Source organism: Pseudoalteromonas prydzensis (assembly GCF_011050055.1).
Lineage (GTDB): Bacteria > Pseudomonadota > Gammaproteobacteria > Enterobacterales > Alteromonadaceae > Pseudoalteromonas > Pseudoalteromonas prydzensis_A.
In genome coordinates this window covers 11,881-28,245 of record NZ_DRGM01000111.1, presented here as the reverse complement: position 1 = coordinate 28,245, position 16,365 = coordinate 11,881, and the positions used below count along the sequence as shown (strand labels likewise).

Genomic DNA, 16,365 nt, shown 5'->3' with positions numbered 1-16,365 from the left:
ATTTGTATTAATCGCATGTTTTTTTATTATCTTAATGCGATCCACCCTCAACCCATGTTGAATTAATGTTACACAACAAATGACAGCGTTGTCATTATATTTTTCACAAAAAATCATATATATTCCATATTCATCTCTAATTAACTGAATTAAATAAACAATTAATATTCATTAAATTAGTGTCGACTACTTTTCAACGTCGCGATCAGGCTTAAAAATGACATTATTACCTAAAAAAACACCTAATATAGTGATTTAATATACTATTTTATCGGTGTGAATGGCCAATAACGTAAATAAACTGTGTAATGCTGCTCCAGTTTACCTAAAATAATAGTTTAGTAAAGAATCACTGCTTATATTGGAATATTTTTTCTAGTGGTTGATTAAAAACAATCGCTATTTTAAAAGCAACTTCCAATGACGGTGAATACCTTGCAGCTTCAATTGCAGCAATTGTTTGCCGTGTAACTCCTACAGCGTCAGCTAATTGCTGCTGGGTCATTTCATCATGTTGAAAACGTAATGTGCGGATGGAATTGCTAATTGCTAACTTTGCCATTTTAACCTCTTTGCAATAACCATACTTCCACAACCCCACCAATGACTTCACTCAGTAATGCAGCGATCACTAGCTGGTGTACAGGACTCATGGGTATCGGATATACAGAGTTGATTAACAACGCAAATACTGCATTTACTACACCTAATTGCAAAATGAACAAGCTCACGCTTTTGGCTTTTAATGCGATTGCCTGCTCGCGCTCATCTTTTGGCTGGTTTGCATACTTACTATTAAATGCAGCCAAAATACTGTGCATAACAGCAAGCATAACGACAGTTTGTATAACAAGCTTGATCAGCAGCCCACTGGCAAGTGTTGGATCCATCTGTGCTTCTGGTGTCATAGACAGTACAGCTTGCAGGTAATTAAATAAGACAACTAATGTTATAACCACCTCAAGTAAGCGTGATTTTTGCGTGTAACTCATATCCCCTCCGGCCATGTAAAGTAAAACTAACGTAATGTTAAAATTAATTAACATTTAAAACTATAGTTCCACATGCCCATCATGTCAAAAATATTTAACATTGGGTTAAGTTTTTTATACTTTTCTACAGTAACAAAGCGTCATCTATACAATAAAAATGCTCTGCACTTTGTTTCAGCGCTTCTGCCGTCAGTTTATCAGCCCCATAGACATCACACGGGACATTATACTGATGCTGTAAATGCCCCAACAATAACGCAAAGTCACCATCACCAGAGAGTAAAATAACTTTATCGAGGTGCTTACCTTGCTCGAGCATATCGATGGTGATGCCAACGTCCCAGTCACCTTTAGCACTACCATCCTTGCGCTGGATAAACGGTTTTAGCTTTACCTCAAAACCAATCGCACGCAGGATGTTTTGAAACTGAGATTGCTTTTCGTCACCACGATAAATAGCGTACGCAATCGCACATTCAATATCATAGTCATCACTGATTTTTGCCCAAAAAGCATTGTAATCAAAATTTTTTCGGTAACTCTCTCGACAGGTGTAATAAATATTTTGTACATCAACAAAAATCCCAACCTTAGGTTTGGTGCTTGCTGGACTGTGTGTTTCTTGATTCATGCGGTATCCTTTTTATTATCACCCTACTGTAACATACCCGCTGCCATTTCAGGCCCTTGCATTTATTCCATAAGTAACCTAAATTAGTTACATGGCATTATGTAACCATTATTGGTTACATTTTAATATGTAACTAAGTTAGGACATTTATGATTGCGGTGATCAGCGGCGATGTGATCAAATCACAACATATTCCAAAGCACGACTACGATGCAATGCTCTATCAGCTTGACCAAAGTTTACGAGCGATCACTGAAGGTAAACACAATCAAGGGATTATTTACCGAGGCGATGCATTTCAGCTGCAAGTAAATCAACCTGCGCAGGTCTGCAATGTCGCACTGTTATTGTATTTACATTTAAAGGCGTCAGGTTATGAGGTTCGCCAAAGCCTCGCCATAGGTGAAATAGATAACGCCAGAGCTGATATTAAAACAGCCACAGGATCTGCATTTACCTTATCGGGCCGCGGCCTTGATGAAATGCACAGTCAACGTTTTATATTTAACAGTATTATCGAGCCTACCAACGAAGGGTTAGCCCTTAATCTCGCTTTTATTGATGTGTTGCTGACCAAAATGACTCAAAAACAAGCAAACGCGCTCTATGTCTACTTAACCTGCGAGAATAACCAACACAGTGAAGTTGCCAAACAATTGCAAACAAGCCGAGAAAATGTCACTAAATTACTCAACCTTGGCCACTATCAATTAGTCGAACGGTTTTTGCAGTATGCAGAAAAAACCATCGCAGACACATTATCAGGAGCAATATAATGAGCTTTATGTTGTTATTCGTGGCATTAATTATCGGCCATATTTTAGCTGATTTTTACTGGCAACCAATGAGCTGGGTCCATAACCGTAACACGCGTCATTTCCGTGCTAAAAAACTGTATTTGCATGTGCTAGTACATGGCATAACCACTGCTGTTATTGTCAGCTGGTGGGAATTTAGTTTTGGTTGGCAAACCATTGCCCCTATCTGTATCGCCACCAGCGTTGTGGTTGTCACTCATTACTTAATTGACTTAGCTAAATCGTATTCAAATAAAGGGGTGGTTGCTTTTATTGTCGATCAACTCGCTCATTTAGTCGTCTTGCTGTTATTAGCCATATGGCTGAGTGACAGTAGTGAATTTTTTACACATGCTTGGCAATGGTTAATACAACCTGCAACATTATGGGTGCTCTGTGGGTATTTATTGATATTGAGTCCAAGTGCGGTGTTTATTCGCATGATGTTAGAGCGGATCACCTCCGGCTTTAGTACTACCGGGAGTTTACCGGCAGCAGGACAAAGCATCGGCATGCTTGAGCGAGTATTAATGCTAACATTTATTTTGCTGGACCAATTTGCAGGAGTCGGCTTTTTACTCGCGGCAAAATCTGTGTTTCGGTTTGGCGATTTAAGTGCCAGTAAAGATAAAAAGCTGACTGAATACGTGATGCTCGGTACCTTACTCAGTGTCAGCGTGACTTTATTTATTGGCTTGGCGGTTAATTATCTCAAAGCACTGTAACTTTACAAGCCCATAAAAAACGCGCCAAGGTAGGCGCGTTTTTTATCAATCAACAGATCAATTATGCGTTGCTTTAGCCATCATTATTTGGACGGCGACGACGCTGAGAATTGCCACCAACAGATTGACGCTTAGCCCATGGGTTTTGTGTTTGCTCACCACCCGCTTTATTAGCATCTGGCTTTTTACCTGAACCACCACGGCGTGGGCCTGTACCACTGCCATTACTATTTGGCTTTTTACTATCCGACTTAGGCTTAGAAAACGGCTGTTTGACTTTTTTCGGCTTTTTCGGTTTTGTTGGTCGTGCATCAAGCTCTCTTTCTGGCACTGGATTACTTGGTTCAAAGCCAGGCTCTTGAGCGCGTGGGATCAATTCACCAATAAAGCGTTCAATACCATATAAGTCATCCGCATCATCAATCGTTACAAACGAAATAGCATCACCCGAAGCACCGGCACGGCCAGTACGACCAATACGGTGCACATAATCTTCATACACATTCGGTAAATCATAGTTAACTACATGGGGTAGCTCTACAATATCCAAACCACGGGCAACGATATCGGTTGCCACAAGTACACGTACTTCGCCGCTTTTAAAGCCATCAAGCGCTTTAACACGCGCACCTTGTGATTTATTACCATGAATAGCAGCACCGACAATCTCATCACGCTCAAGTTGCTTAACTAAGCGGTTTGCGCCATGTTTTGTACGGCTAAATACTAATACTTGTTGCCAATCATTACTGCGAATTAAGTGACTTAATAAAGCCGTTTTACGCGCTTTATCAACAGCGTAAACACATTGGGTAACGCTTTTAGCGGTGGTGTTTTTAGCCGCAACTGAAATTTCTACCGGATCGTTAATAAGTCCTTTTGCAAGCGCTCTAATATCGTCAGAGAACGTCGCTGAGAACATCAAGTTTTGACGTTTAGCCGGTAATTTACTGATAATACGTTTAATATCGTGAATAAAGCCCATATCAAGCATACGGTCGGCTTCATCAAGCACCAACACTTCAAGGTTATCGAACTTCAATGCATTTTGATTGTGTAAATCAATCAAACGCCCAGGCGTGGCCACTAAAATATCCACGCCCTTACGAAGGCGCTGCATTTGCGGATTAATTTTAACGCCGCCGTAAACAACAAAAGAACTGATATTAGAGTGCTTAGCATACTCTTCAACATTTTCGCTCACTTGTAATGCAAGCTCGCGTGTTGGCGTTAAAATTAACGCGCGTACTTGATTCCCCTTGGCTTTTTGCCCCTTAGATAGAGATTCAATCAGCGGTAATGTAAAACCCGCCGTTTTACCCGTACCCGTTTGTGCTGCAGCCATTACATCACGACCTTCAATGATCGCGGGGATAGCTTGAGCCTGAATTGGTGTTGGCGTTTCATAGCCCTTTTCTAAAACTGCATTAACTAAAGACTGTGATAAACCTAACCCATCAAAACTCATATAAACTCTCTTTTAAATAAGGCCAAAGTGACCAGTTGCGCGCATTATACCGATCGTGACCAATAATGCATTGAATATTAACCTTTGCAGCCCTTCTCGTGCGCTTAAACGTTAAAAACTAGCGCATGGCAAAGCTAAAAACAAAAAACGGCACAATGGCCGTTTTTTATAAAAATAAGATTTATTATCCGATGTTCTAGTTACTTAACACCTAACTCGCGTAGACGCTCTTGTAAGTAGCTATCTGCGGTATAACGCTCGGAAAGCACCACATCAGGACGCGGATGCAAAAATAATGGCAACGAAATACGTGACTTAGTTGACGCTTTCCCCGTAGGGTTAATAACGCGGTGAATAGTCGATGGAAAATAACCACCTGACGCTTCTTGCAGCATGTCGCCAATATTAATAATTAAACTACCAAAATCGCATGGCACATCTAACCAACCGCCGTCGGTTTTTTGCACTTGTAAACCAGGCTCGTTTGACGCTGGTAGTACCGTTAATAAATTAATATCACCGTGTGCAGCGGCGCGAATTGCCCCTGGCTCTTCATCACCGGTCATTGGCGGGTAATGTAATATACGTAATAATGTTTGCTCAGAGTTCGCGATCATGTCTTTTAAATCGATTGAAAACTTAGCACGTACATCCGCTGGTGCCTCTGCTTGCACCCAGCTTAACAGCGTGGCAGCAAACTCATTGGCTAAGCGATAATATTCGCGAATATCGGCTTCGAGCTGTGCAGGTACACGGCCATTAGGATAAACATGGAAATATTCTTTAATGTCTTTTACCGTAAAGCCTTTTGCAACTTCCGATACCGATGGCGGAAAATACCCGTCTTGGGTTTCTTTAGAGAATAAAAACTCATGCTTTTGCTCAGAATTAAAAAAATCCTGCCAATTTTTATAAATTGATTCAACTAGAGACTGTGGAATTGGGTGGTTTTTTAATACACCAAAGCCCGTATTTCTAAGAGACTCAACAAACTGAGCGGCCGCATCGCTCGCTTTATAATCAACGGTAGGTAATTGCATGTTCGTTTCCAATGAATAAGTTATTAGAAGCACTTACTTAGCATAGCAGGTGCATCAATATAGCGCTTCGCGAGCATAGTAAACCAGCCTAAAAAACATAAGGACTTATGTCCGCACTAAAATAGTAACAGCATTGACTTTGACACAGATCAACGGTTAATTAATAACAATGAAAGTAAAAACAGCGTAATGTGGTCTACCCTTTAATGCGTCCCTATTCACAATAACTAAGGCAATTTACATGCGACAAAAAGTAACATTTAAAAGTGGTGAACTAAGCCTTGCCGGGCAATTAGAAACGCCAGCCAGTGATATTAAATTTTATGCCTTGTTTGCTCATTGTTTTACCTGTGGTAAAGATATTGCTGCAGCAAGTCGGATCAGCCGCGCGCTCACCCAACAAGGTATTGCGGTATTACGCTTTGATTTTACTGGGCTGGGTAACAGTGATGGCGACTTTGCTAACAGTAATTTCTCATCTAATATTCAAGATTTAATTGCCGCGGCAGATCATTTACGAGAGCACTTTAAAGCACCACAATTACTGATCGGCCACAGCTTAGGCGGTGCAGCGGTATTAGCAGCAGCCGAGCATATTGCTGAAGTACAAGCCATTACCACTATTGGCGCGCCCTCTGACGCACAACATGTAACCCATAACTTTGCCGCTCATCTAGATGAAATTAATAGCAAGGGCGAAGCAAAGGTTAATTTAGCTGGACGAGAATTTACCATCAAAAAGCAGTTTGTGGACGACATTGCCCAATACGACCGCAGCCATATCAGCAAATTAAAGCGAGCATTATTAGTAATGCACTCCCCTATTGACGCCACTGTGAATATTAGCGAAGCTGAAAAAATTTACGCCGCGGCAAAGCATCCAAAAAGTTTTATTAGCTTAGATAAAGCCGACCACTTACTGACGGATAAACACGATGCCGACTACGCAGCAGACGTTATAGCATCATGGGCAAAACGTTATGTAGATTTTGATAACAGCCAATACAGTGGCAAACTCAGCAGCGGCAATGTATTAGTTGAAGAAAAAGATCATGTTTTTACCCAATATGTTAGTACCAAAGATCATACTTGGCTTGCCGATGAACCCGTAACAGTAGGCGGCAGTAATTTAGGCCCAGATCCGTATCATCATTTACTGGCAGGACTTGGCGCATGCACCGCGATGACTTTACGTATGTATGCAAGCCGTAAAAACTTGCCACTTGAACACGTAAAGGTAGAGCTGGATCACAGCCGTGACTACCACGCTGATTGTGATAACTGCGAGCAAACAAGCAAGCTTGAAGCCATTACCCGTAAAATCACCTTAGTAGGCGATTTAAGTGACGCTCAGCGCCAGCGCCTATTAGAAATTGCCGACAAATGCCCCGTGCATAGAACCCTGCATAATGATCCATTAATCGTCAGTGAATTGGTAAAATAATAACTCTCAAACGCGTAACATTGTTTACGCGTTATATTTTATTATTTAAAAATGCATCGATTTCTTTAGCCATCCTTGCAACTAACCACTTTGGCCCGCCATCATACATATCGTTATGACGGGATTTTTCGACGGTAATTTGCGTAACAGGATACTGTGCTAATTCATCTTCATTGAGTAATACCTGATTATCCGCAGGATAATCACTGCCGCGTAGCGTTAAAACCCGAATGTTTTTATTACGAGGTAGCAACATGCGGCGATGATCAAGCGTGATAATTTGGCTCACTTGCTTTGGGTAAATCGCCGCGTAGAGTGCAGATATATCACCACCATTTGAATGACCAAATAAAGTAAGTTGGCTAAAATCGTATGCCGGATATTTAGCGGATAATTGCTCAACTAAGAATTTGAGGGTCACTACACCACGATGCCAGTTCTCTATACGGGTAGCCATATAAGGCGGTGTAAGATTGAGCGCAGGATCGCTTTTTAATTCATGAGCTACGGCAATCGTTAAATAGCCTTTTGCTGTAAAAACATCTGCCGCAAACTGATAGTCAGTGTGCGCAATGCCATACCCAGCATTAATAAACGCCACTGGGCATTTTATTTGTTGGCTACAATGAGCGTTCGGTGTAGGGAATGAAACACTGATCGGGATGACGCGATCACGCGCTTTATCAACAATCACTTCGCTGTTTGCGTAGCTGTTTACACTAAACAAAAAAGAAAGGAGGATCACCAAATACTTAGAAGTTCTCAGCATTATTTACTAAACTTATTTTTTATTTGAATTGCCGTTATTTTAAGACTACCAATACTAATTACAATATAATGGGGTACTAAAAAAGCAGAAGAGTTTTAAAGAAAGAAATAATTATTGTGGATTTATGCGATAATAGTCGCATTGTCCTAACGTCTATTTAGAAAAGAACCTATCCATGAAATCATACAACAGCATCGAAGAACGTATCGATATTTTACAAAGCAGAATTGCAGCGTATAAAGATGAAATCGAAACGCTAGAAACAGAGCCGAAAAGCAATAACGAACGTATCATTTTTAAGTTTATTGAAACGGGCAGCACAGGGAAAACCAAAGATTTTGTGCGTGAATTAGGCATTAAATCACCACGTGATAGCCTATATTCATCGGGTGATGTATCAAAACTAATTAAAGATGGCGCTGATGATATTAACCCTGCACTACTTGAGATTGCCCGCGCACTTGCCAGCGCTCGTAATAAAAACGGCCCAAGCTGTTAATTGCCCCCTATTAAAAGCTGTGTAATTCACAGCTTTTAATCCACCAGCTCTATATCAAGTCCGGTTAATAAGTTTAGCGCTTCGAATCGCTCAAACTTGGCACCACTCACATGGTTATTTTTAATATCAATATTAAACTGCGTCGCCCCCACAAAATTCGCGCGACTCAAATTAGTCTGCTGAAATAAACTATCCCGAAAGTCAGTACCGCTAAAGTCACTCGCGGCTAAATTAGCGTGTCTAAAATCAACATCTTTGGCAAAACAATCAACCATAGTTAGCCCTTTTAATGCTAATTCATAAAACGAGCTATGACTGAGTTGGCAATCTTTAAAACTCAGCGGCGCAGTTAACGCCAGTTGCGGCCAATTTACCTGCGCCCATTGGATACTGGTGAGCTTACAATCAACAAAGCTGACTTCTTCTAACGAACTATAGCCCCAATTTAAATCGCTTAAATTACAGTTAATAAATTCGCACTCAATAAAACGACAATTACTAAATTGACTGTGGCTAAAATCACATTCAATAAACTGGCACTGTTCAAATTCAATATCACTAAAATGCTGCGTGCTAGCAACACATTTTGAAAATTGCTGGTCGTAATAGTCTAACTCTTTAAACACTCGAATGCTTAACCTCTAAATCGTTTTTCAAAGCAAGAACTGCGATATAGATCAATCCAAAAATAAGAATAATCGCTAATAGCCCGCCAATTACAGCAACGATAACCGGTGTTGTTGTTTTTCTTTTACCAAGGCGATAACTTATCCACGTAAATAATGGGATGCATAAAATACCAAAGCCAAAAACTCACCAAACAAAGTCGCACTGATATTCATTTACTATCCTTAATATATTTTTTATTAAACGATTTTGATTACATCATAAAAAAACCCTTAAGCCTACACTTAAGGGTTTTCAATCAATTGCAAGATTAAGTACTAATTAATCACTTATTCTGCTGATTTTTCAGCTTTTTCAACAACACTAATAGCAAGCTCTGTCAGCGAATCTGCATTGGCTTTACTTGGCGCATTGGTTAATAAACACGACGCTTGAGTTGTTTTAGGGAAAGCAATCACGTCACGGATATTATCTGTGCCGCAAAGTAACATTACTAAGCGATCTAAACCAAATGCGAGTCCTGCATGCGGTGGCGTGCCGTACTTAAGTGCATCAAGTAAGAAACCAAATTTATCTTGCTGCTCTTGCGCATCAATCCCTAATATTCTAAATGCCGCTTCTTGCATATCAGCATTGTGAATACGTACCGAACCACCACCAACTTCGTAGCCGTTTAATACCATGTCATAGGCATCAGAAATAGCCGCTGCTGGGTTTGCTTCAAGCTCGCTTGCGCTAATTTCTTTTGGTGCAGTAAATGGATGATGCACGGCGTGTAATGTGCCTTCGTCATCTTCTTCAAACATTGGGAAGTCAACAACCCAAAGTGGTGCCCAGCTGTTAAGATTAGTGATCTCTAAATCAACACCAATCTTAAGGCGAAGTGCGCCCATTGCCTCATTCACTGTATTGCGTTTATCAGCACCGAATAAAATGATATCGCCAGTTTGTGCATTAGTACGCGCAAGTAGTTCGTTGATCACGTCTTCGTTTAAGAATTTAGCGATCGGTGATTGCACACCTTCAACACCTGCTGCACGGTCGTTTACTTTCATCCATGCAAGCCCTTTTGCGCCGTAAATACCGATGAACTTAGTGTAGTCATCTAGTTGCTTACGAGAAAGCGCAGCACCACCAGGTACAGTTAATACTGCAACACGGCCTTTTTCGTCATTTGCAGGGCCAGAGAAGACTTTAAACTCAACGTCTTTTACTAAATCAGCAACGTCAATCAGTTCCATTGGGTTACGTAAATCAGGTTTATCTGAACCGAAACGGCTCATTGCCTCTGCGTAAGGCATGATAGGGAAATCGCCTAAATCAACATTGAGTAGTGACTGCCACATATCCTTGATCATTTTCTCAGTGATACCACGTACTTGCTCAGAGCTCATGAACGAGGTCTCTAAATCGATTTGGGTAAATTCTGGTTGACGATCGGCACGTAAATCTTCATCACGGAAACATTTAACGATCTGATAGTAACGATCAAAACCCGACATCATCAACAATTGTTTAAACAACTGTGGAGACTGCGGTAACGCGTAAAAACTGCCTTTATGTACACGGCTTGGTACTAAGTAATCGCGCGCACCTTCAGGTGTTGCTTTGGTGAGTACTGGGGTTTCGATATCTAAGAAACCGTTTTCATCTAAAAAGCGACGCACAAAGCTGCTGGCTTTAGCACGTAATTTAATACGGTCGCTCATCTCTAAACGACGAAGGTCTAAGTAACGATATTTTAAACGACGCTCTTCAGAGTTCACTTGGTTAAAATCAAGTGGTAATGGCTCTGAACGGTTGATAATAGTTAAGCTGGTGCCTAAGATTTCAACTTCACCGGTCGCCATGTCTTTATTTACTTGGCTATCTGGGCGAGCACGTACAACACCTTTAAGTTGTACACAGAATTCTTGGCGCAATTTATTCGCTGTATCCATTAAGCCTTCAACTTCAGGATCGAATACAACTTGTACTAAACCTTCTCTATCGCGTAAATCGACAAAAATTAGTCCACCTAGGTCACGTCGTTTATTGATCCAACCACATAGTTCAACTTCTTGATCTACGTGAGTTTTATTTAGCTGTCCGCAGTATATAGAGCGCATAGTATTCCTGTCAGTGTAAAGACGAATAGCCGCTTCCCCTAAGAATTGCTGTTTTTGAGGGAGAATAAGCCACTATTTATAAATCATTTTAGGCTGGGTATTATACCCAAGTTACTTCAAGATGCGAGTATCGTTGGAATTAAACTTATATGAAACGCTGCATTTTATCTTTTGCTGTAACCTGTATTTATGCGACTAAAAAGAACCAGTTTCATAACGGGCTCTATGCTTTGAGTTTACAGGTTTGATATACTTGCTAAAACACACAATCAGTTAGTCGGTTTATGTTGTATTTAGGGTGTCCGCAGTGGTCAAGTACCGCGTGGAAAGGCAATTTATTATCAAGTCACTGTAAAAATGCCGATATGTTGCACGAATACGCACAGGTGTTTAATTCAGTCGAAGGCAATACCAGCTTTTATGCCGATCCTAGTGTTGAATCATTAAATCGCTGGCGTGATGCTGTCGGCAATGACTTTAAATTTACTTTTAAATTCCATCGACGCTTTAGCCATGAATTAAAGCTTACTCATATCGATGCCGAACTCACTGCATGGTTTAATTTATTCGAGCCAATATTGTTTCATGTTGGGCAGATCATGTTGCAGCTACCGAGTAGTTTTAGCCCTAAACAACTGCCGTTGTTAGCGCAGTTTATTGCCAAGCTCCCGACGGGTTTAAACTACGGCGTTGAAGTTCGCCACCCTGAATTTTTTAACAAAGGGGCAGCGGAAATTGCATTAAATCAGCTATTAATTGCAAACAATATTAACCGTATTGCCATGGATACCCGCGCCCTGTTTGCAGTGACACCTAACACAGCGGCACTGCTTGATGCCCAGCAAAAAAAGCCGCATTTACCTGTACATGCCATTGCAACTGGCAATCAACCCATGGCGCGCTTTGTGATTGCCGATTTAGATCATGACTATAAACGCTATTACCAACCGTGGCTGAAAAAAGTAAAACAATGGCTTGCTGAAGGCAAACACCCGTATGTATTTTTTCATACCGCCGATAACCGCCAAGCACCATTATTAGCGCGGGAGTTTTGCCAAGATTTAGGTTATGACCACCCAGTGTTAAACCCCTTTGCTGGTGAGAAAGAAGCCAGCCAAGCCAGTTTGTTTTGACTTAGAATAGAAATTAACGACAAAAAAGAAGTATTGAATGAGTGATTTTAAACGCTATTTTACTGGCTACCCAGAGCAAATCGTAAACCAAGTAACCCAGTTAATTGAAAATGATAAACACGGCGCGTATTTAACTAAAAAATACCCATATGCCCACACCATTACCAGTGACAAGTCGTTGTACGCATACGCCACTGAGCTTAAAAAACGTTATTTAAAAAACGCCCCGCCGTTTGGCCGCGCCGCATTTAAAAAGCAAGGTGATATGGTGACTAATGCACTCGGTACGCACACCTATCGTATGCAAGGGAAAACCCGCAAACACGATTTGGCCATTAACAGTGATTTACTGTGCGCCCCCGAGCAATTATTAAAAGCTCTAGTGGTACACGAACTCGCCCACTTTAAAGAAAAAGACCATAACAAAAGCTTTTATCAACTGTGTTGTCATATGGAACCACAGTATCATCAGCTCGAACTCGATTTACGGATATTTTGTGTGTTGGTCACGCAGGGCAACAACCCTTATTTAAAATAAATGTTATTACTCACAACTGAACATGCCACGCGACATTGGTTTCACTAACAGGCTATGCTATAGAGTGACCGTAAATTTAGTTAAACCTATCAGTTGCCCTGACTCAGTTACAACCTGTACTTGCCATTTACCAACAGGGTTTGCTGGAAAGTTCACTTTATGCGTCCAAGCTCTGTAGCCTTGCTCTCGCCCGCCACTAATGTTTAATGCAATGCGATCAACCACGTTATTGTTATGTAGCCAAACATGGAATACTTTTTCATTTAATCCTCTGGGGGCTTTAACCGCGGTCCAACTATACAAACCTTGCTGATGTAATGAATTAGCATCTAAATGCTTGATACTGCCAACCGGCTTGCGCTGCTCGATATCAACCTGATGCGATAAGGTAATGTCGGTTAAACGCAGCGCCGCAGGTGGCACCCAACTACGTAATTGCCATAAACCGGCACTTAAAACACAAAGCAGTAAAACCAAGAAAGGGAAACGCCACCATCTGGCGTTGGGCATTAACTTACCTAAACTCGGTATGGTAAAGATAATCGCGGTGATCAATGCAATCTTTACACTTTGGCTAGTAGTGAGATTAAATAAAATAGGTAAAATTACCGACAGAACGACAAATAGCGCAAAGTTATGAAACACCGTAAAGAGCACGCTGTGCTTCGCTAATTTTTTATAGTAAAGCGGATCGACAACCGAGATAAACGCGCAGAGAATAATTAATGAGGTAAAAATAGCTTGTGGATGGTTCCATGAAGTGACTGCAAGAAAAAAAGGCAAAGCAAAAAACAGGCTTTCTTGTTGCACCATTTGCAGCGCAAAACGCATAAAATTAGGAGAGACAGTCACGCCAAAGCGCTGCTCTACTTTATCCCGCAGCCAGTTATCAACAATCAACCACCCCCAACTAACCAACAGCAGTATGGCTATAATTTGCGAGAATGACTCTTTACGCTCAACCAACACATAACTTGCTACACCGCTACAAAACGCAAATACCGCCAATAAACCAGGCCGCTGTTGCATCATCATTATAAATTTTGTGATTAAATTCTTAAAATAGCTCATTCAAAAAGAGGATCCGTATAAGTCTGTATAATTGCAGCTTAAAAGCCACCAGCGCAGCATCTTAATATAGGCATGAGAGCTTTACACTTTTTGTTGTGAAAATTAACTAATAAACAATTAGCTGCCACTTAGATTTTATTGGTGATTACGGAAGATCTCTTCACTCACCCAATGCAGCAATTGTTTAATTGCTTTTGAGGGCACCTGATTTTGCCGCACAATATACCCTAAGCTGGTAGTTGGAAATTGTGGTAATGCGGTCACTGTGGTGGTTAAATTTGCTTTACTGCGCAGGGAAAACTCCGGCACGATGGCAACACCAAAGCCCGCTTCGGCCCAATCAATTTGTGCATCCACACTGCCCACTTCCATTACCCGATAATTTGGTAAATTTAAAGACGGCAATGCGCTATCGAGTAACTCTCGGGTTCGCGTATCATGGCCGAGCAAAATTAAGGTTGGTGGCTCAGTCAGCGTTATAGTGTTGTTATTTTTAGCTTGTTGCCATAGCTGTAAATGATTACCCAGCGCACACCATTTTATTTGCTGTAATTGGGTAAAATGCAGTGGTTCACTTTCTTTTTGAGCAATCACAAAACCAAGATCCGCCTCCGCACTTTTAACCAACGCCGATGCTTGTGAAGACGTTGTATTGAGCAAAGTAAAATCAATGCCTGGAAACTGGCGCTTAAATAGCTGAAACGGTTCAATCAACAATAAACGAGAAATAATATCACTGGCGGCAATTGTCAGTGTGCCTTGGCGAAGGTCATTAATCGCATTTAAGTCAGATTGGCAGACCTGTAATTCCCATAAGGTTTTTTGGCCTGACTGCAATAGCCGTAACCCAGCCTGAGTGAGGCTAAAGGGATTACGTTCAATCAATTTTACCCGCGTCATTTTTTCTAACTGTTTAATATGCAAACTAACATTGGGCTGTGTCATATGCAGCGCATTAGCTGTTTTACCAAAGTGCTTTAATTCAGCTAATGTGACGAAGGTTTTTAACCACTGAATATCTAACATCTTGATGACCTTAATTATGTAAAATCGATATGAAATTCTTATCAAGATAATAATTATAATTAATTTCTCTTATTTAGATAGTGGGCATACCATATTCATTCAATCAATTTGGAGAGTAAATTATGCCGTCAATTGTTGTTGTAGGTGCAAACTGGGGTGATGAAGGCAAAGGCCGCATCGTCGATTTTCTAGCTGAGAACGCATCTGCGAGCATTCGCTTTCAAGGTGGTAACAACGCCGGACATACCGTTGTAAATGACTTTGGTACGTTTAAACTACACCAATTACCAAGCGGTATTTTTAATCCAGATTGTATTGCCGTACTTGGCCCCGGCATGGTGATTAGCCCAGCCGCATTAAGCGAAGAAATCGCCGAAGTTAACGCAGCAGGCGTTGCTGTAAAACTCTGTATTTCTGATCGTGCAACGCTGTGCTTACCATTACACGCCCTTGAAGATACCCTCGAAGAAATACGCTTAGGCGATGCCGCTTACGGCTCTACCCGCCAAGGAATTGCCCCTGCGTACGGTGACCGAGTAATGAAAAAAGGCATTTTAGTTGGCTGGTTAAATCAACCCGACGTTTTATTAGCGCGTATTCAATTTATGCTGGATTGGAAAATGCCACAATTAAAAGCACTTTATCCTAGCTGTGATTTTTCCCAAACGGCTGAACAAATGACTGAGTGGCTATTAGAGGTCACCGCGCCGTGGCGTGAATTTATCTGTAATGTCACTGAGCCTTTAAAAGCCCTGCAACAGCAAGATGCCAACTTATTGTTTGAAGCACAATTAGGCGCAGGCCGCGATTTAGTCTATGGCGAATACCCTTATACTACCTCTTCAAACGTAACCGCCGCTTATGCAGGGATTGGCAGCGGATTACCAGCTTTGCGCCCTGAGCGTGTTATCGCGGTGGCAAAATCGTTTAGTTCATCTGTTGGTACGGGCACACTGGTTACCGCCATGGCAGAGCAAGACAACTTTCGCGAAAGCGCGAACGAATATGGTGCAGTCACTGGCCGGCCACGTGATATGGGTTATTTTGACGCAGTTGCCACCCGTAACGGAGTTGAATTACAAGCTGCCACTGAAATTGCATTAACTAAAATTGATTGCCTATCTGGCATGAAAGATTTAAAAATCTGTGTTGGTTATGCAGGCGATCACAGCGAAAACCCTATTTGGCCACAAACAGCAGCTTTAACGCCAATCTATGAAAGCATGCCAGCGTGGGATGAAGATATTACCGGTTGTCGTACCTTCGACAGCCTACCAGCCGCGGCGCAGTACTATGTTGAACGTATTGAAGTGTTAATGGGCGTGCCGGTGAGTATGGTGTCTGTAGGGCCTGAACGCGAACAAATGATTATCCGCTAGTCGATAGGTTGAGAGTGCATACGATTATTGTCGAACATTAAATTGAATCTAAGCTATTGGGTTTCATCACGAAACCCAATATACAGTTTTAATTTACGATTGACTCAGCTACGGATAG

Annotated in this window: 17 protein-coding genes and 1 pseudogene; 7 read left to right on the top strand and 11 right to left on the bottom strand. The window is 41.4% G+C overall.

The genetic code is table 11. From position 1 onward, the window contains the following. Nucleotides 1-349: 349 nt before the first annotated feature. The 3 genes from ENH88_RS10235 to ENH88_RS10225 form a co-directional block, all read right to left on the bottom strand. Nucleotides 350-562, bottom strand: coding sequence for a helix-turn-helix transcriptional regulator (locus tag ENH88_RS10235; RefSeq protein WP_304182162.1), 213 nt, complete (start codon nt 560-562; stop codon nt 350-352). A 1-nt stretch (nt 563) separates the two neighbouring features. Beyond that, nucleotides 564-992: a hypothetical protein gene (locus ENH88_RS10230; protein WP_304182161.1), complete on the bottom strand. Its 429-nt coding sequence runs from the start codon at nt 990-992 to the stop codon at nt 564-566. 124 nt (nt 993-1,116) lie between these two features. Next, nucleotides 1,117-1,623: an NYN domain-containing protein gene (locus tag ENH88_RS10225; protein WP_304182160.1), complete on the bottom strand. Its 507-nt coding sequence runs from the start codon at nt 1,621-1,623 to the stop codon at nt 1,117-1,119. Nucleotides 1,624-1,772: 149 nt separating this feature from the next. Here ENH88_RS10225 and ENH88_RS10220 point away from each other — a divergent pair, with 149 nt between their 5' ends. After that, on the top strand, nt 1,773-2,399 hold the full coding sequence (locus ENH88_RS10220) for a hypothetical protein (protein WP_304182159.1): 627 nt from the start codon (nt 1,773-1,775) through the stop codon (nt 2,397-2,399). Then, a complete protein-coding gene (locus ENH88_RS10215) occupies nt 2,399-3,145 on the top strand; it encodes a DUF3307 domain-containing protein (protein ID WP_304182158.1) in 747 nt (248 codons plus the stop codon). The genes ENH88_RS10220 and ENH88_RS10215 overlap by 1 nt, the downstream gene beginning before the upstream one ends. Before the next feature lie 73 nt (nt 3,146-3,218). On the opposite strand, the gene ENH88_RS10210 is transcribed toward ENH88_RS10215, so the two are convergent. Both ENH88_RS10210 and ENH88_RS10205 read right to left on the bottom strand, forming a co-directional pair. Next, complete coding sequence (locus ENH88_RS10210) at nt 3,219-4,613, bottom strand: DEAD/DEAH box helicase (RefSeq protein WP_304182157.1); 1,395 nt, start codon at nt 4,611-4,613, stop codon at nt 3,219-3,221. Nucleotides 4,614-4,813: 200 nt separating this feature from the next. Then, nucleotides 4,814-5,653: an isopenicillin N synthase family dioxygenase gene (locus ENH88_RS10205; RefSeq protein ID WP_304182156.1), complete on the bottom strand. Its 840-nt coding sequence runs from the start codon at nt 5,651-5,653 to the stop codon at nt 4,814-4,816. Between the two features lie 241 nt (nt 5,654-5,894). On the opposite strand from ENH88_RS10205, the gene ENH88_RS10200 reads away from it, so the two are divergent. Then, the gene (locus ENH88_RS10200; RefSeq protein ID WP_304182155.1) at nt 5,895-7,097 is read left to right on the top strand and encodes a bifunctional alpha/beta hydrolase/OsmC family protein; all 1,203 of its coding nucleotides are present in this window, start codon (nt 5,895-5,897) and stop codon (nt 7,095-7,097) included. A gap of 31 nt (nt 7,098-7,128) precedes the next feature. Here ENH88_RS10200 and ENH88_RS10195 read toward each other — a convergent pair whose 3' ends face one another. Continuing rightward, nucleotides 7,129-7,866: an alpha/beta hydrolase gene (locus tag ENH88_RS10195; RefSeq protein ID WP_304182154.1), complete on the bottom strand. Its 738-nt coding sequence runs from the start codon at nt 7,864-7,866 to the stop codon at nt 7,129-7,131. Nucleotides 7,867-8,041: 175 nt separating this feature from the next. Here ENH88_RS10195 and ENH88_RS10190 point away from each other — a divergent pair, with 175 nt between their 5' ends. Continuing rightward, a complete protein-coding gene (locus ENH88_RS10190) occupies nt 8,042-8,365 on the top strand; it encodes a hypothetical protein (protein ID WP_304182153.1) in 324 nt (107 codons plus the stop codon). A 35-nt stretch (nt 8,366-8,400) separates the two neighbouring features. Here ENH88_RS10190 and ENH88_RS10185 read toward each other — a convergent pair whose 3' ends face one another. The 3 genes and pseudogenes from ENH88_RS10185 to aspS all read right to left on the bottom strand — a co-directional run bounded on the left by ENH88_RS10185 (nt 8,401) and on the right by aspS (nt 11,100). Continuing rightward, complete coding sequence (locus ENH88_RS10185) at nt 8,401-8,991, bottom strand: pentapeptide repeat-containing protein (protein WP_304182152.1); 591 nt, start codon at nt 8,989-8,991, stop codon at nt 8,401-8,403. Further along, nucleotides 8,984-9,207 (bottom strand): annotated as a pseudogene (locus ENH88_RS10180) (hypothetical protein). Before ENH88_RS10180 ends, ENH88_RS10185 begins: the two are co-directional and overlap by 8 nt. A gap of 114 nt (nt 9,208-9,321) precedes the next feature. After that, nucleotides 9,322-11,100 carry an aspartate--tRNA ligase gene (gene aspS, locus ENH88_RS10175; RefSeq protein WP_304182151.1) on the bottom strand — a complete coding sequence of 593 codons (1,779 nt, stop codon included), beginning with the start codon at nt 11,098-11,100 and terminating at the stop codon, nt 9,322-9,324. A 284-nt stretch (nt 11,101-11,384) separates the two neighbouring features. Between aspS and ENH88_RS10170 the strand changes: the two genes are divergently transcribed. Both ENH88_RS10170 and ENH88_RS10165 read left to right on the top strand, forming a co-directional pair. After that, nucleotides 11,385-12,233 (top strand): DUF72 domain-containing protein, encoded by an 849-nt coding sequence (locus ENH88_RS10170; RefSeq protein ID WP_304182150.1) that lies wholly within the window; start codon nt 11,385-11,387, stop codon nt 12,231-12,233. Nucleotides 12,234-12,270: 37 nt separating this feature from the next. Beyond that, entirely contained in the window at nt 12,271-12,771 is a 501-nt protein-coding gene (locus ENH88_RS10165) for a M48 family metallopeptidase (protein WP_304182149.1), read from the top strand. Between the two features lie 57 nt (nt 12,772-12,828). Here ENH88_RS10165 and ENH88_RS10160 read toward each other — a convergent pair whose 3' ends face one another. Beyond that, entirely contained in the window at nt 12,829-13,842 is a 1,014-nt protein-coding gene (locus tag ENH88_RS10160) for a DUF5924 family protein (RefSeq protein WP_304182148.1), read from the bottom strand. 135 nt (nt 13,843-13,977) lie between these two features. Beyond that, nucleotides 13,978-14,868, bottom strand: a complete 891-nt coding sequence (locus tag ENH88_RS10155) for a LysR family transcriptional regulator (protein WP_304182147.1) — start codon at nt 14,866-14,868, stop codon at nt 13,978-13,980. A gap of 122 nt (nt 14,869-14,990) precedes the next feature. Between ENH88_RS10155 and ENH88_RS10150 the strand changes: the two genes are divergently transcribed. Beyond that, nucleotides 14,991-16,247 (top strand): adenylosuccinate synthase, encoded by a 1,257-nt coding sequence (locus ENH88_RS10150; RefSeq protein WP_304182146.1) that lies wholly within the window; start codon nt 14,991-14,993, stop codon nt 16,245-16,247. Nucleotides 16,248-16,365 lie beyond the last annotated feature (118 nt).

Bases quoted from the DNA above. Each gene is read 5' to 3' on its own strand.
- ENH88_RS10235 (WP_304182162.1), bottom strand. From the start codon at position 562: ATGGCAAAGTTAGCAATTAGCAATTCCATCCGCACATTACGTTTTCAA.
- ENH88_RS10230 (WP_304182161.1), bottom strand. From the start codon at position 992: ATGAGTTACACGCAAAAATCACGCTTACTTGAGGTGGTTATAACATTA.
- ENH88_RS10225 (WP_304182160.1), bottom strand. From the start codon at position 1,623: ATGAATCAAGAAACACACAGTCCAGCAAGCACCAAACCTAAGGTTGGG.
- ENH88_RS10220 (WP_304182159.1), top strand. From the start codon at position 1,773: ATGATTGCGGTGATCAGCGGCGATGTGATCAAATCACAACATATTCCA.
- ENH88_RS10215 (WP_304182158.1), top strand. From the start codon at position 2,399: ATGAGCTTTATGTTGTTATTCGTGGCATTAATTATCGGCCATATTTTA.
- ENH88_RS10210 (WP_304182157.1), bottom strand. From the start codon at position 4,613: ATGAGTTTTGATGGGTTAGGTTTATCACAGTCTTTAGTTAATGCAGTT.
- ENH88_RS10205 (WP_304182156.1), bottom strand. From the start codon at position 5,653: ATGCAATTACCTACCGTTGATTATAAAGCGAGCGATGCGGCCGCTCAG.
- ENH88_RS10200 (WP_304182155.1), top strand. From the start codon at position 5,895: ATGCGACAAAAAGTAACATTTAAAAGTGGTGAACTAAGCCTTGCCGGG.
- ENH88_RS10195 (WP_304182154.1), bottom strand. From the start codon at position 7,866: ATGCTGAGAACTTCTAAGTATTTGGTGATCCTCCTTTCTTTTTTGTTT.
- ENH88_RS10190 (WP_304182153.1), top strand. From the start codon at position 8,042: ATGAAATCATACAACAGCATCGAAGAACGTATCGATATTTTACAAAGC.
- aspS (WP_304182151.1), bottom strand. From the start codon at position 11,100: ATGCGCTCTATATACTGCGGACAGCTAAATAAAACTCACGTAGATCAA.
- ENH88_RS10170 (WP_304182150.1), top strand. From the start codon at position 11,385: ATGTTGTATTTAGGGTGTCCGCAGTGGTCAAGTACCGCGTGGAAAGGC.
- ENH88_RS10165 (WP_304182149.1), top strand. From the start codon at position 12,271: ATGAGTGATTTTAAACGCTATTTTACTGGCTACCCAGAGCAAATCGTA.
- ENH88_RS10160 (WP_304182148.1), bottom strand. From the start codon at position 13,842: ATGAGCTATTTTAAGAATTTAATCACAAAATTTATAATGATGATGCAA.
- ENH88_RS10155 (WP_304182147.1), bottom strand. From the start codon at position 14,868: ATGTTAGATATTCAGTGGTTAAAAACCTTCGTCACATTAGCTGAATTA.
- ENH88_RS10150 (WP_304182146.1), top strand. From the start codon at position 14,991: ATGCCGTCAATTGTTGTTGTAGGTGCAAACTGGGGTGATGAAGGCAAA.